The following is a 15,387-nucleotide window of genomic DNA, read 5'->3' on the forward strand; positions in this document are numbered from 1 at the left end:
CGCTCCTCTACTGCCGGGACATGGCCTCGCGCAGGCTGCGCGGGCGCATGTCGGTCCAGACCTGCTCGATGTGGTCGAGGCAGCTCTGCTTGGCCCCTTCGAACCCGGTCTCCCGCCAGCCCGCGGGCACGGGCCGGTCGGCGAACCAGATGGAGTACTGCTCCTCGTCGTTGACCACGACCTTGTACTGACCGTCCCGCATGTCAGCGCCTTTCCTCCCGGGGAAGCCGGGTGATCGTCGTTGCCTGTGCCTGTGGCCGCGCCGGGGCGTCCTGGCCGCGCAGCTCCTCCACCAGCGCGGCCATGCCGGCCACGGTGGGCACCTGGAAGAGGCTGCGCATCGGCAGCCGGACGCCGACCTTCTTCCTGATCAGGGCGATCAGCTGGACGGCCACCAGCGAGTTGCCGCCCAGCTCGAAGAAGTCCTGCTCGACGCTGACCCGGCGGGCGCCGAGCACCTCGCCCCACAGACCGGCGAGCACGCCCTCCAGGTCGTTGCGCGGGGCGACGTGGTCCTCGTCGTCCGTGTCGGCCTGCCCGGCGGCGGTGGCCGCGGCCAGGTCGCCGGCCACGGTGTCCTGGGTCAGCTCGCGCACCCCGGCCACGAACTCGGGCAGCGCGGTGGCGTTCACCACGACCTGGACGCCCAGGTCGGCGGCGAGCAGGCGGCGGAAGGCCTCGGCGCCGTCCGCCGGCGCGATGCCGCGCCTGGCCCCGTCGAGGTCGAGGGCGACGCCCGCGGTCGCGGACTCCTCCTTCACCACCACCTCCTCCGCGCTCTGCCTGGCCTCCTCGCCGACGGTGCGGGTCATCGCCTCCCGGTCGATGCGCCGCAGCACGAAGTCGGAGATGCTCACCACGGGCTCGCCGGCGTCGTCGTACAGGACGAGGTCGGCGGCCAGCACCTCGCCGCCGCCGGTGTCGCGCAGGCGGGCGTGGCTCCACACCGTGGCGGGCAGCGGACCGCGCACGGTGACGCGGCCGTAGCCGAGCGGCAGGTAGCTGTGCTCGCCCGAGACGGCGATGAACGCGGTCGCCTCATCCAGCAGCGCCGGATGCAGCGGCAGCGCGCCCAGCTCGGCGGCCACCAGCGGCCCCGCCTCCAGCTGGGCCAGCTGCTCGTCCTGGCCGAGCCGCACGTCGCGCAGGCTGCTCCACCGGGGTCCGAACGTGACCAGCCCGGACGCCGACGCGAACAGGTCGGCCCGGCCACCGCCGTGCACGCAGCGGCCCCGCGCCCCGGCCAGCCCGCCGGCCGGGTCGCCCGCGCCCGTCTCCGCGGGCACCCAGGCGGCCGAGCCGCGGGCGTGCTGGGCCGGCTCGCCGCCGGTGACGCTGACCACCTCGAAGTCCACGCCGTCGCCCGCCGGGGTGAGCAGCACCCGCACCTCGGCGCTCACCCCCTCGGCGACCGGCAGCGGCGCGACGAAGGCGACGTCGCGCAGCTCGATCACGTGCTCGGGACCCGGGCGCGGCACCGCCGCCTCGAACGCGGCGCGGGCCGTCTCCAGGTAGCCGGTGCCGGGCAGCACCGGCACCCCGGCCACCCGGTGCTCGTCCAGCACCCAGTGCGTCGCGGGCGACAGGGTCGCGGCGTACCAGGGGCGGCGGCCGGCGCTCTCGTGCCGGTGGCTGAGCACGGGGTGCTCCAGCCGGGTCACCCGGTCGCCGCGCTGCAGGGCGCGGAAGGCCACCGGGGCGGCGACCTCGGCGGCCATGCCGACCTCCAGCCACGCCCCCCAGTTCACCGACAGGACCCGGCCCGGCCAGACGTGCGCGTACGCGTCCATGAAGGCGTTGGCGCCGCAGTAGTCGACCTGGCCGAACCCGCCCGCGACGGCGGTCACCGAGGAGCAGAGCAGCACGAAGTCGAGCGGCAGGTCCCCGAACACCTCGCGCAGCGCCAGCGTGCCGGCGATCTTGGGGGCCATGACGTCGTCGGCCGCGCGGCGCTCCTTGACCTCGGCCATGCCGCCGCCGGGGACCCCGGCCGCGTGCAGGACGCCGTCCACCCGGCCGAACCGGGCCAGCGCCTCCTCCCTGGCCCGGCGCAGCGAGCCTGGGTCGGTCACGTCGGCGGACAGCACGATCACCTCGGCGCCCGCCCGCTCCATCCGGCGCACGGCCGCCACGGCCCGCCGCACCCGTTCCTGGGCGCCGTCGAGCGTGTCCCACTCGTCCCTGGGCGGCAGGCCGGTGCGTCCGAGCAGGACCAGCCTGGCCTGGGCGCGCTGGGCGAGATCCTCGGCCAGGGTGAGGCCGATGCCGCCGAGCCCGCCGGTGATGACGTACACGCCGTGCCGGCGCAGCGGGTCGTCCTGCGGCGGCAGCGGCACCGGCTCGAAGCCGCGCACCCATCGGCGGCCCGCGCGCAGCGCGACGGGCGACGGCGGCACGCCCTCGTCCGGCTCCTCCGGCTCGGCGGCCAGCTCGGCCAGCACCCGGTCCAGGGAGGGGCCGGGCTGGTACGGGCCCGGCTCCAGGTCGAGATGGCGGGCGGTCAGCCAGCGGGCCTCCAGCGGGACCACGCCGGTGAACCCGGCGACCGTGGCGTGCTCGGGCCGGTGCACGTCCTGGCCGGTCACGCCCTGCGTGCCGGCGGTCACGACGTCGAGCCGCACCCCCGACTCCCGCTCGGCGCCGGCCAGCGCCTGCACCAGGGCCAGCAGGCTGTGGAAGCCGACCTCCTGGGCGGTCGTGGCCTCCTCGGCCGTGGTCGCCGGATCGCCGTCCAGCGCCCAGGCGTGGATGACGCGCTCCGGCACGCCGGTCGCGGCCAGCAGCGCCTCGTAGTCGTCGCGGGCGGCCGGGCGGACGGTGATCGTGCCGTCGGGCGCGGTGCCGTACGCGCTGCCCGGGACCACCCGGACGGCGTCGGCCCCCGCCGCGCGCAGCCCGTCCAGCAGCGGCTCGGCGGCGGGCCCGGCGAACACCAGGCAGCGCACGCCGGCCAGCGCGGACCGGCCGGCCGGGGTGACGGGCGCCTGCCGCCAGGCGGGCACCGAGAACCATTCGTCCAGCGGCAGCGCGCCCGCGCGCGGCGGCCGGGTGAAGACGAGCTCGGGGTCGAAGCCGGTGTGCACCCAGTGCTCGGCCCGCTCGTACGGGTAGGCGGGCAGCGGGACCCGGCGGGCCGGCTCGGCCAGCGCCTCGGTGTCCAGCGGCACGCCCGCCGTCCACAGGGCCCCGGCCGTCGCGTACAGGACCTCCAGGTCGGCCTTGCCGTCGGCGGGGCCCGGCAGGCTGGCCAGCGGGCGCGGCGCGGTCCTCGGCAGCTGGGTCCTGGCCAGGCCGGCGAGCTGCCGTCCTGGGCCGCACTCCACCAGCCGCCACTCGCCCTCGGCGGCCAGCGTCGCCACGCAGTCGCCGAACCGGACCGCCTCACGCAGGTGGCGGGTCCAGTAGGCGGGGTCCACGGCCTGTTCGGCGGTGATCCAGCCGCCGGTGACGTTGGACAGGAACGGCAGGCTCGGCGCGTGCCTGGCCGCCGCGGCGACGGCTTCGTGGAAGTCGCCCAGGATCGGGTCCATCATCGCCGAGTGGAAGGCGTGCGAGGTGCGCAGCGCGGTGTGCTGGACGCCGCTCTCGCTCAGCCGGGCCGCGTAGGCGGCGATCAGCTCGCCGGGGCCGGCGACCACGCAGGTGCCGGGGCCGTTCACGGTGGCGATCGACAGCCCCTCCGGCAGGTCGGCGCGCACCTCCTCGTGGTCGCGGCGCAGGGCCAGCATCGCGCCGGGCGGCATGCTCTGCATCAGCCGGCCCCTGGCGGCCACCAGGCGCAGCACGTCGGGCAGGAAGAAGACGCCCGCGACGGTCGCGGCCACGTACTCGCCGATGCTGTGCCCGATCATCGCGGCCGGCTCCACGCCCCACGAACGCCACAGGCGGGCCAGCGCCCACTCCACCGTGAACAGGGCCGGCTGGGTGAGCGCCGTCTGCCGCAGCCGCTCGTCGGCCGCCTCCCGCTCCTCCTCGGACGGGAAGAGCAGGGTGCGCAGGTCCAGGCCCAGCTCCTCGCGCAGGATCGCGGCGCACTCGTCGACCGCGGCGGCGAAGACCGGCTCGGTGCGGTAGAGCTCCGCGCCCATGCCCGCGTACTGCGCGCCCTGGCCGGAGAAGAGCCAGGCCACCTTGGGCGTGCCCGCCTTGCCCTTGACCAGCCGGCGCGAGGTGGTCAGCGCCGCGACCGCGTCGGCCGCGTCGGCGGCCACCACGGCGGCCCGGTGCGCGTACGTGCGCCGGCCCGTCCGCAGCGTGTGCGCCACGTCCGCCAGATCGGCCTCGCCGCCCTGCAGGTGCCCGGCCAGCCGGGACACGGCGGCGTCCAGCGCCGACGAGGTCCGGGCCGACAGCAGCAGCAGGTGCGCGTCGCGCGGCTGGGCGGTCGGCAGCGGCGCGGGCGGCGCCTGCTCGACCAGCACGTGCGCGTTGGTGCCGCCGATGCCGAACGAGCTGACGCCCGCGCGGCGCGGGAAGCCGTTCGTCTCCCACTTGGTCAGCGACGAGACGACTTTGAACGGGTTCGTACCGAAGTCGATGCGCGGGTTGGGCGACGCGTAGTTGAGGCTCGGCGGGATCATGCCGTGCTCCACCGCGAGCACGGTCTTGATGAACCCCGCGATGCCGGCCGCCGGGCCGAGGTGGCCGATGTTGGTCTTGACCGAGCCGAGGCCGCACCAGCCCGCCTCGTCCGTGCCGGCGCCCAGCACGCTGGACAGGGCCGCCACCTCGATCGGGTCGCCCAGCGAGGTGCCGGTGCCGTGCGCCTCGACGTAGGTGACGGTGCGCGGGTCGATCTGGGCGACGCCCAGCGCCTGCGAGACCGCCGCCGCCTGACCCTCGGCGCTCGGCGCGGAGAAGCCCATCTTGGTGGCGCCGTCGTTGTTGATCGCGTTGCCGATCACCACCGCGCGGATGTGGTCGCCGTCGGCGACGGCGTCCGACAGCCGCTTCAGCACGGCCATGCCGCCGCCCCCGCCCCAGATCGTGCCGGCCGCCGAGGCGTCGAACGCGCGGCAGTGCCCGTCGGGGGAGTAGATGCCGTCCTGGTGGTACTGGTACCCCCACTCGGCGGGCAGCTCCAGCGAGGCGCCGCCGGTCAGCGCCATGTCGCACTCGCCGGTGCGCAGCGCCTCGCACGCCACGTGCAGGGCGACGAGCGAGGAGGAGCAGGCGGTGTGCAGGGTCAGGCTGGGGCCGCGCAGGTCCAGCTTGTACGACACCATCGTGGCCAGGTAGTCGGGATGGTTGCCGGTGTAGACGGCGAGGTTCCCCACCGACGCGAACACCTTCTTGTTCGGCCGGATGTACAGCCATTGGTACTCGTCCGACCCGATCGCCCCGTACACCCCGATCTCGCCGGCGTAGCGCGCGGGATCGTAACCGGCGTCGTCCAGCGCGGTGCTGGCCAGCTCCAGGAACATCCGCTGCTGCGGATCGCGCAACTCCGCCTCACGCGGCGACATGCCGAAGAACGCCGCGTCGAGCGCGCCGTAGCCGTCCGCGATCGAGCACGCGGGGACGAACGTCGGATCGTCCAGCAGGTAGTCCGGCACACCGAGCGCCTCCTGCTCCTCCCGCGTGTAGAAGCGCACCGACTCCACGCCCCCGACCAGGTTGCGCCAGAAGGCCGGCACGTCCTCGGCGCCGGGCAGACGGCAGGCCAGGCCGACGACCGCGATCGGCTCGACCCCGGGCCCCTCTTCCTCGTGGTTCAGCGCAGCGGTCATTCCTTACTCTCCCGTCTGGCCCGGTGAGGCCGAGTTGAGGGTCGTGCCCGGCGCGCCGCGACCCGCCGGGCGGCGCGCTCCGATCCGGCGGTGCGCCGCTCGCCGTCGAGGTGCGCCGCGAGCGTCCGTACGGTGGGGAAGCGGAACAGGTCCACGATCGGCACCTCGCGCCCGAGCGCGGCAGCGAGGCGGGCCTGGACCTGAGCGGTGGCGAGCGAGTGCCCGCCGATCTCGAAGAAGTTCGCGTCGGCGGAGACCCGCGGCAGGCCGAGCACCTCCCGCCACACCCCCGCGACCAGGCGTTCCGTCGTGGTGGACGGCTCCTGCCCCGGCCCGGCCGCGGCCCGCCGCGGCGGTGGCGGCAGCGCGGCCCGGTCCACCTTGCCGTTCGGCGTCAGCGGCAGCGCGGGAAGGAGCACCAGCTCGGCGGGGACGGCGTAGTCGGGCAGGCGGGCCGCGAGATGACGGCGCAGCTCGCCCGCCTGGACGGCCGCGCTCTCCGGCACCGCGTACGCGTGCAGCACCCGGCCACCTGGCTGCTCGGCGGCGCGTACGGCGGCGGCCAGCACGCCCGGGTGCGCGGCCAGGGTCGCCTCGACCTCGCCGAGCTCGACCCGGTGCCCCCGGATCTTCACCTGCCCATCCGCCCGCCCAGCCGGCACCACCCGCCCGTCGGGGTCGTACCGTCCCAGGTCACCGGTGCGGTAACGCCCCGTTACGTCGGCCGTCTCGCTGTCCGGCTCGCGGGTGAAGCGTCGGCGGGTGAGCTCGTCGTCCAGGTACGCCTCCGCCAGGCGCCGGCTCCTGACCACCACCTCGCCCAGTTCCCCCACCGCCGCGGGGGAGCCGCCGGCGTCGAGCACGAGCAGCTCCGCGCCGTCCATCCCGTGTCCGAGCGGGACCGGGTCGCCGGTGGCCGGCACCGGGCCGGTGATCTCGCAGACGGCCTGCGCCTGCGGGGTCTCGGTGGTGCCGTACGTGTTGAGCAGCCGGGCCTTCGGCGCCACCGCCGCGAACCTGGCCGCCTCCGCGTAGGTCAGCCGGTCCCCGCCGAACAGCACCAGCCGCAGATCCGGCAGCTCCACCCCGGCGGCGGCGATCAGCGTGGCCAGCTGCGGCGTCAGATGCGCCACCGTCACGGCCCGCTCACGCAACCACGCCGCCAGCCGGGCCGGATCCCGCACCCGCTCCTGATCCGGCACGTGCAGCGTCGCGCCCAGCGTCAGCGGGGTGAAGACGTCCCGCAGCAGCGGATCATGCGCCAGCCCCGCCAGCAACGCGAACCGATCGTCCGCGGTCAGCCCGAACTCGGCCGCGTACCAGCTCAGGAAGCGAGCCAGCGGCCGCTCCGCCGCCCGCACCGGCTTCGGCTCCCCGGTGGTGCCGGAGGTGAACGACAAATACCCCCGCCGCCCGGCCGCCATCGGGAACGTCGTGCCCCGGTCGGGCCCGACCAGAACCGGCTGTCCGGCTGGTCCGGTGCGTGCGGCGGGTTCTGGGAGCGGGTCCGGCTGGGGGAGCCAGGACAGTTCGGCGGGAACGGGCACGCCGGGGCAGGCGATCAGCGCGCGAGCGTCGGCCGAGCGGGCCTGGGCAGCCAGGCGGGCGGCCGGCAACGCGGAGTCGAGCACGGCCCAGCGGGCCCCGGCACCGAGGACGCCGAGCATCAGGGCGGGCAACTCGCACGTGCGGGCCGCCAGGATCGCCACCGCGTCACCCGGACGCACCGCCGCGGACACGACGGCACCGGTCGCCTCCGCGAGCCGCACCAGCTCGGCATAGCTGAGCTCGCCATCCTCCCCGGCCACCGCCACCCGCGCACTACCGGCCACCGCCATGCGCTCACCGTGGGCCACGGCCACCCGCTCATCACCGGTCCGCGTGGGAGCGGCCTGGGCGAGGACGCGTTCCAGCACGCCGGGCCCGTTCCAGGCGGGCAGTGGGGCGGTGCCGTCGGGCAGGTTCGATCGGCGCGGGCCGCACGGACGCAGGGACGCCTTCATGACCGGCCTTTCAGGCGCGGTCACCAGGTCGCCGAGGATCTGGAGGTAGCCGGCCAGCAGTTCCTCGATCCGCTCCGCTCGGAACAGCCGTGGGTTGTAGACGGCCTGCAGCACGTACCGGCCGTCCCGTTCGCCGACGTACAGGGTCAGGTCGAACAGCGCGCCCGGCAGCCCAGGCGGCAGCGGGACGGCGGTGACGCCGGGCAGGTCCAGGCGGGGCTCGGTGAAGTCGTACATGTTGAACAGGACCTGCACCAGCGGGTTCCTGGACAGGTCGCGGCCGGGGCCGAGTCGGTCGACCAGTCGTTCCAGGTGCACGTCCAGATGCGCCAGCGCGCCGGACAGCGTCTCCTGGCAGCGCGTGACGTGCGCCTCGAAGCTCCCGGCGTCCTCGACGCGCAGCCGTACCGGCAGCACCTGGACCAGGCAGCCGGTCAGCGGATGGAAGGACGGGTCGCGGCGGTCGGCGACCGGCGCCCCGACGATCAGGTCGTGCTGCCCGGTCAGCCGCCGCAGCACCTGCCCGAACGCCGCCAGCATCACCGCGTACGGCGTCCCGCCCAGCCGCGCGGCCAGCGCCCGGACCCCGTCGCTGACGGAGGCGTCGGCCTCGGCGGTGGCGCCGGCCCCCTCGAACGTCTGCACGGCCGGGCGCGGATGGTCGCGGGGCAGGTCGAGCACGCTGGGCGCGCCCTCCAGGTGCTCCCGCCACCACTCCAGGCTCGCCTCCTGGTCCCGCCCGTCGAGGAAGGCCACGTACCCGCCGAACGACGTGCGCAGCGGCGGAAGCGCGGCCCGGCGGTAGGCCAGCCCGAGGTCGTCGTAGAGCACCCGCTGCGACCAGCCGTCGAACACCAGGTGGTGCGCCGTGACGGCGAGCACGTGCTCCCCGTCGCCGACCCGCAGCAGCCGGGCCCGCCACAGCGGCCCCGCCGCCAGGTCGAAGGGAAGCCGGGCCTCGGCCTCCAGCCGCTCGCCCACCTGCTCCTCGCGTACGTCCTCCACCGGCAGCGGCACCGGGCCGGGCGGCGACACGGCGACGGACGGCACCCCGTCCGACTGCGGGACCCGCCAGCGCAGTACCTCGTGCCGTTCGGCCACCACCGCGAGCGCGGCGCGTAGAGCTTCGACGTCCAGCGGCCCTGACAGGCGCTGCGCCATCGCGATGTTGTGCGCGGGCGTGCCGGGCGCCAGCCGTTCCACGAACCACATCCGCCGCTGCACCGCCGACAGCGCTGTCGAGGGCGCGACCGGCGGTTCGTCCCGCACCGGCGGGGCGAGCTCGGCCAGGCGGGCGATGCCGGCCACGGTACGGCCCGCGAGCACGTCGCCGACCCCGATCTCCCTGCCCAGCCCGGTGCGCAGCAGCGCGCTCAGGCGCATGGCGACCAGGGAGTGGCCGCCGCAGGCCAGGAAGTCGTCATCCGGTCCCGGCTCGCCGGTGCCGAACGCCTCGGCCCAGGCCGCCGCGACGCCGCGTTCCGTCTCGTTCGCGGCCCGCCGTCGTGGGCGCTGCTGCGGGGGCGCGGCGCGGTGAGCGCGCAGGGCGCCTATGTCGACCTTGCCGGCCGCCGTCAGCGGCAGCACGGGCAGCCGGACCACCCGGGTGGGCACCATGTACGCGGGCATGCTCTCCAGGCAGTGGGCCCGCACGCCGTCGATGCCCGGCGCGTCCTCCGGGGTCAGGTAGGCGGTCAACTCCTTCAGCCCGGCCGGGCCGTCGGCCACGTCCGCCACCGCCTGCCGCACCCCGGGCAGCGCGCGCAGCACCGCCTCCACCTCGCCGATCTCGACCCGCTGGCCCTGCACCTTGACCTGCCGGTCCAGCCGCCCGATGAAGCCGATGCGGCCGTCGTCCTCCAGCATGACCTGGTCGCCCGTGCGGTACATGCGCGCCCCCGGCTCGCCGTACGGGTCCGGCACGAACCGCTCCGCCGACAGCCCCGGCCGGTCCAGGTAGCCGCGCGCCAGTTGCGGGCCGCCGATGCACAGCTCTCCCGGCGTGCCGGGCGGGCAGGGGCGGAGCAGGTCGTCCAGGATGTACGCGCGGCAGCCGGGCAGCGCGAACCCGATCGGCAGCGGCCGGTCCCAGACGCCCTCCAGTTCGGTGCCGACGACGCACACCGTGGTCTCGGTGGGGCCGTACCAGTTGTGGAAGCGCCGCCCGCCCGTCGCCCAGCGGGCCACCTGCTCGGGCCCGGCCGGCTCGCCCGCCGTGAGCAGATCGCGCAGCCACGGCAGCCGGTCCGGCTTCAGCAGGGGGAGCAGAGCCGGCGGGATCGTCCCCCAGGTCACCTGGTGCCGCTCCAGGAAACGCTGGAGCAGCACGGGATCGACCCTGGCCTCGTCGGGGGCGAACATCACCGACCCGCCCCGGGCCAGTGGGGCGAACACGTCCAGCACCGACACGTCGAACCCGAGCGCGGCGAACCCGATGGACCGGCACCCGGCGTCCAGCCCGAACACCTCACCCGCCATCCTCACGAACGCCACCGCCGAGGCATGACTCACCACGACCCCCTTGGGCCGCCCGGTCGAGCCCGAGGTGTACAGCACATAGGCGGCCGCACCCGGCGGCGGTCCCGGCTCGGGCGCCGCGCCCGTGAGCGGCCGGCCGGCGGGCACGACACGCGGCGCCGGCGTGCCGCTGGTGGTTCGCGTGGTCGGCTCGTCCGGCGCGGTGAGTGTGGCGGGTGTCGGTTCGGTGGTCGGGTGGGGCGGGGTTTCGAGGCGGATGGGGAGGCCGGTGAGCAGTTCTGTGCCCGTCTCGTCGGCGACGACCGTGGTGATGCCGGCGTCCTCGATGATCCCGGCGAGCCGCCGGCGCGGGTGCGAGGGGTCCAGCGGCACGTACGCGCCCCCGGACATGAGCACGCCGAGCACGCACACCAGCAGGTCGGGCGTACGGCGACGGCAGATGCCGATCCGGACCTCGGGCCCGGCCCCGAGGCCGCGCAGCCGGTGGGCCAGCTCCGCCGCCGCCGTGACCAGCTCGCGGTAGGTCAGGCTGCGATCCCCCTGCCGCACGGCCGTCGCGTCGGGCGTGCGGCCGGCCTGCGCCAGGACGAGGTCATGAAGAAGCGCCCTCTTGGTCACCTGTGTCCCCCGTTACCCTGCCTGCTCCGTTGCCGGCATGTCGAATCTCAGCCGCACCCTGTCGTGCGGTACGGCGACCGCTCCCAGCGCCTCGCCCCGTGAGGTGTGCAGTGGCAGGTGCACGACCTGCCACCGGTCCAGCCGGTCCAGCCCCGGATCGCCCCTCGGATCAACCGGATCGCACTGGGCTCGCCAGGGGCCGGGGTCGGCCAGGTCGGGGAAGCCGACGCGGGTGGGATCGGTGCCGTGGCCGTCGGCGGCCAGCAGCGCCCGTTTCGCCGTGACGGCACGCAGCGCCAGCCACCCCCGGTCCTCCTCGGCGGCGTCCTCGATCTGCTCGCGCTCGTCGTCGCTCAGCTCGTCCCGGCACACCTTGTCCAGCCCGCCGTCCGGCCCGGCCTCCAGTCCGCCGTCCAGTCCGCCGTCCAGTCCGAAGGCGTCCAGCGCGCGCAGCAGCGACACCCCGATTCCGCCTCCGTCCGCGGCGCCCACCAAGGTCAGCCCGCCCGCGTGGCTCGTGCCGGTCGCGGCCCGGCCGGCATAGCGGCGCAGGACCTCGGTATGGCCGTCGGCCGGGCCCAGCCAGAGGTGAAGTTCGTCCGGCTCAGGCAGAAGGTGCCCGTCCTGTTGCGGCAAGGCATGTCCGTCCGGCTCGGCCCGGTCGTGCTCGTCCGCTTCTCGCCGGGCGTGCCCGTTCGATGCAGGCAGGGCGTGCACGTTCGTCAGGTCGGTGGCGATGAGCTCGGCCAGTTCGGCCGGGCGGTCCTTCACGAACAGGTGGCCGCCGCGGAGCGTGCGCAGGCGGAAGCCGGCGGTGGTGTGGCGGGCCCAGCCGAGCATGTCGGCCGCCCCGACCTCCCCGTCGTCCAGCCCGGTGAAGGCCACGATGGGGCAGTCGATCGCGGGCTCGGGCACGAAGGAGTAGTTCTTGATCCAGGTGAAGTCCGAGCGCAGCACGGGCATCATCAGTTCCCGCAGCTCCGGCAAGTCCCGCAACTCCGGCAGCGCGCCCGATCTGCGGACGAGCTGGTCGATGAAGGCGTCGTCGGGCAGGTCCACGGCGGCGGCCAGCGGCACCCGGCGATCCGGCGGATGCGCCCCGCCGACGTAGAGCCGCGACGGGCCGCGCAGGCCGCGCCGGCGCAGCTCCCTGACCACCTCGAAGGCCAGCCGGGCGCCCATGCTGTGGCCGTACAGGGCGTACGGCTCATCAGTGGCGGGCGCCACCTCGTCGGCGATCTCGGCGATCGTGAAAGCGGGCGGCTCGGCGATGCGGCTCTCCCGGCCGGGAAGCTGAACGGGGACCACGCTGAGTCCGGGGACGGCGGGAAGAGCGGAGAGCGCGCGCAGGAGCCCGGTGTAGGCGCCGGCTCCTCCTCCCGCGTACGGCAGGCAGAACAGGGTGCGGGCGGTGCCGGGATCCATGGGGTGCGGACCCTGCGCCGCCGCGGCTAGCTGGCCGCTAATCGCCCAGCACCTCCCCCGCGGGGAGCGACCGTCCGCGACACGCACGGGCCGGATGAGAAGGTCGAAGGGATGATTCGTCGCTGAATACTGAGGTCGTCAACCGCCATGTTACGGCGCTCCTGGACAATGCCTCGAAACAACATCGAAATAGGGAGCTTACGAACTGTCCTGACATAGCGTGTGATCTCACGCCGTTGCACGACATTAACTCTTATATCGATGTTGCTGGGAGGAGTCAACGGTGTGATTAGCGGTTCTCGGTACCTGACGGAGGTCAAGGGAATTGAACCCTGACGGCCTCTTGCAGCGCCGGACACCCGATGATAGATGGGCGGTCCGTAGCGTGGCCGTAACCAGGATTCGGGCAACCGAAACCAGCGCGTGGCGGTTACCCCCGTTGTTTCGCATGGTTTGTCCATGTTTGTACGTTCGTCGGCGACCGCCCCAGGGGTAGGGCGGTCGCTGCCGAAGTGCGGCACCGCCTCCTGTCGCTCCTTGACAACGACTCGAAACAGGCCCGGAGCAGTGGAGTTAGAGTTTTCCTCGCCGGCCCGACGCGGGCGGTCGTCCACTCGGCCCTGGACGGATTTGTCGGCATACCTGTCAAGTTGCGGTGAAACTCTTCACATATCGGACGGGCCGATTGTCCTGTCTCCCTAACCCGCGCTCGGGTCACCCCGAAACTCCGGCTCGACGTGCGAGGTTGAGGGCATGTGCGGGCCCGCTCGGGCACCCGTCAGGGGGTTATCCACTTATTCATCCGAAAAAGAATTCATTAATTCATTTCCTGATGACCTGGCCGGGCGAATACGCGGCCGGGAAATGAACGAGGGGCGGATCGCGGTACGGGAAATGCGGCGTACTCGTCGAGCAGTCTGGAGGCCCTGCCAGATCAGCCGCCCGTGGAAAGGCTTAAGTCGCGCACGCGGTTCCACCGCTGCGCCGTCACGATCTCGGCGGTGAGGCTCTTCTGGTCGTACACGATCGACCACCGAGTGTGGTACTGGGCGACCCGCTCGAGCAACTTCATCGCGTCCGTGCCCTCGCCCTCGGCGAGCAGCCGGTAACGGCGGTCGGTCAGCTTGGCGGCCCGGTCGGCGCCGGTCATCGTGATGTTGGTGAGATAGCGGTCGTCGATGACGTTCATCCGGCCGCCGGCGTACTCGACGACCGCCGACCTGCCCTCCCGGTCCGCGATCAGATAGTGGAGCTGCGGGCCGCCGGTGAAGTCGAGGTCGTAGCGGCGCATCAGCTCGATCGCCTCGGGCACGGTCGCGGCCCGGTCGAGCATCAGCCGGATGATCCGCACCCCGCTCACGACGGCGCGGCCGGGCGTGCGCGCGGGCAGCTCCGCGTCGGGCGCCTGGGCCAGGCCGACGGCGAGCCCCTTCTCGTTCATGCCGTCGAACGGGGTCAGCACCGCGTGCGCCAGCCGCCGCCGGTCCTGGGCGGCGCTCAGATCGGGCTTCGCCCCCGGCGGGAACAGGTAGGAGACGTCGGCCACCGAGAGCGAGGCGTAGCCGTCCGGCGGGTCGAAGTGGATCACCATGGCCGGGTTGGGATCCCAGTCGAAGTTCCGGCCGAACTCGCCGGGGCGGTGGAACAGCGAGCACGCCCAGCCGTCACCGCGCCTGGCCAGTTCGGCGTCCGTGAGCGGCGCCTCGGCGTCGTAATCGCCGTGGTAGGTCATCTCGTACAGCGGCATGTCGTCCAGCCGGCGCAGGCTCGCCGACGTGCGGGCGATCTGGTCGTCCGTCTGCCTGAGCAGCCCGTTGGGCGACGCCGAGGTGGGGGAGGACGCCGGTGGCGGCGCGGCGGACGGCCCGCACGCCGCGAGCGCCGCCAGGGTCAGAGCCGACAACACCGCCACGGCAGGGGTCCGCATGACAGTAGTCTGCCTGTCCGGCCCCCGCGCTGTCACCCCGCCCGAGCGCGCGAACGCCACCCGTCCGGCCGCCCGCCACCGGCCGGGGGAGAAGCCGGCCCCTCCGGCTGCGGCAAGTACGTCCGCGCGGTGGCGGAGGAGCTCGGACACCGTCCCGGCTGAGCCCCGTTCAGCAGGTGGCCTCGGCGCCCGTCACGCCGGCCCGTCCGGCCACGCGGGCCCGGCCCTCCACCCCGGCCCGCCCGGCCACGCCGGACCGCTTGCCCACGCCGGCCCGGCCGTCCACGAAGACCTCGAGGCCGTCGAGGAGCCGCTCCAGGCTGAACTCGAACCAGGCGTTGATGTCGGCCACGTCCTCCTGCTCCTCGAACAGCCGGGTCAGCATCGGGAACCGGCCCGAGTCGAGCAGCTCTCTGATGGCGGGTGACTTGTCGCTGCGCCACTGCTGGGTGGTGCGGCCGGTGCGCCGCTTCGTCTCCAGCTCGTTGACCAGCAGCAGCGCGGCTCCCTGTACCTGGGCGCCGACCGCGATCGCCACCCAGTGCATGGTCACGGCGTCGAGCCCGAGCCCGTCCATGGCCCGCATCGGCCGCTCGACGCCGGCCAGTACGTTGGGCCCGACCGGCGGCTGCGGCGTGGCCACGATCCGCAGGACCCACGGATGCCGGGAGTAGATCCCCCACTCGCGCCGGGCGGCGAACTCCAGGCGGGTGCGCCAGCCCGCGTCCACGGGCGCGTCGTCGCCGTTCTCGCCGTGCACGGCGTCCACCATCAGCTCGATCAGCGCGTCCTTGCCGGAGACGAACCGGTAGAGCGACATCGTGGCGAGCCCGAGCTGCGTCGCGATCCGGCGCATGGAGACGGCGTCGAGGCCCTCGCGGTCGGCGATCTCGACGGCGGCCCGCACGATCTGCCGCACGCTCATGCCCTCGGGCGGCCGGGCGGGCGGGGTGCGCGGCGGCAGCTCCCCGTTGCCGGCGGAATGCGGGGGCGAGCCCTTCCTGACGGCCGCCCGCGCCCGGTAGGCGCGGGCCTGACACGAGCGAGAGCAATATCGGGGCCGCCGCCCGCGGGGTGGGGCGTCCATCGGCTTACTACATTGCGCGCAGGTCAGCATGGCGTCCTCCGGTGACGAATTCTAACACAGGAGGTGTGTGACGAAAACGTCTCCGCTTCGTGACGTATTAATCCGCCCCAGTGCCTCCGC

General features: G+C 74.2%; 6 protein-coding genes. All 6 read right to left on the reverse strand.

Going from position 1 to position 15,387, the window contains the following annotated elements; all coding sequences use genetic code 11:
* Positions 1 to 7 precede the first annotated feature (7 nt).
* The 6 genes from B0I32_RS12540 to B0I32_RS12565 all read right to left on the reverse strand — a co-directional run bounded on the left by B0I32_RS12540 (position 8) and on the right by B0I32_RS12565 (position 15,267).
* Positions 8 to 202, reverse strand: coding sequence for an MbtH family protein (locus B0I32_RS12540; RefSeq protein ID WP_106238025.1), 195 nt, complete (start codon positions 200 to 202; stop codon positions 8 to 10).
* Between the two features lies 1 nt (position 203).
* Positions 204 to 5,729 carry a type I polyketide synthase gene (locus B0I32_RS12545; RefSeq protein WP_106238027.1) on the reverse strand — a complete coding sequence of 1,842 codons (5,526 nt, stop codon included), beginning with the start codon at positions 5,727 to 5,729 and terminating at the stop codon, positions 204 to 206.
* The gene (locus B0I32_RS12550; protein WP_106238029.1) at positions 5,726 to 10,828 is read right to left on the reverse strand and encodes a non-ribosomal peptide synthetase; all 5,103 of its coding nucleotides are present in this window, start codon (positions 10,826 to 10,828) and stop codon (positions 5,726 to 5,728) included. Before B0I32_RS12550 ends, B0I32_RS12545 begins: the two co-directional genes overlap by 4 nt.
* 12 nt (positions 10,829 to 10,840) lie before the next feature.
* Entirely contained in the window at positions 10,841 to 12,253 is a 1,413-nt protein-coding gene (locus B0I32_RS12555; RefSeq protein ID WP_106238031.1) for a thioesterase II family protein, read from the reverse strand.
* Positions 12,254 to 13,187: 934 nt separating this feature from the next.
* Complete coding sequence (locus tag B0I32_RS12560) at positions 13,188 to 14,180, reverse strand: linear amide C-N hydrolase (protein WP_245955776.1); 993 nt, start codon at positions 14,178 to 14,180, stop codon at positions 13,188 to 13,190.
* A 169-nt stretch (positions 14,181 to 14,349) separates the two neighbouring features.
* On the reverse strand, positions 14,350 to 15,267 hold the full coding sequence (locus B0I32_RS12565) for a TetR/AcrR family transcriptional regulator (protein ID WP_146178135.1): 918 nt from the start codon (positions 15,265 to 15,267) through the stop codon (positions 14,350 to 14,352).
* Positions 15,268 to 15,387: the final 120 nt, after the last annotated feature.

Origin of the sequence: Nonomuraea fuscirosea (assembly GCF_003001935.1) — a bacterium.
In the GTDB taxonomy this organism is placed as follows: domain Bacteria; phylum Actinomycetota; class Actinomycetes; order Streptosporangiales; family Streptosporangiaceae; genus Nonomuraea; species Nonomuraea fuscirosea.

Coding starts and splice junctions, on each gene's coding strand:
- B0I32_RS12565 (WP_146178135.1), bottom strand. CDS start 15,267: ATGGACGCCCCACCCCGCGGGCGGCGGCCCCGATATTGCTCTCGCTCG.
- B0I32_RS12560 (WP_245955776.1), bottom strand. CDS start 14,180: ATGCGGACCCCTGCCGTGGCGGTGTTGTCGGCTCTGACCCTGGCGGCG.
- B0I32_RS12545 (WP_106238027.1), bottom strand. CDS start 5,729: ATGACCGCTGCGCTGAACCACGAGGAAGAGGGGCCCGGGGTCGAGCCG.
- B0I32_RS12555 (WP_106238031.1), bottom strand. CDS start 12,253: ATGGATCCCGGCACCGCCCGCACCCTGTTCTGCCTGCCGTACGCGGGA.
- B0I32_RS12540 (WP_106238025.1), bottom strand. CDS start 202: ATGCGGGACGGTCAGTACAAGGTCGTGGTCAACGACGAGGAGCAGTAC.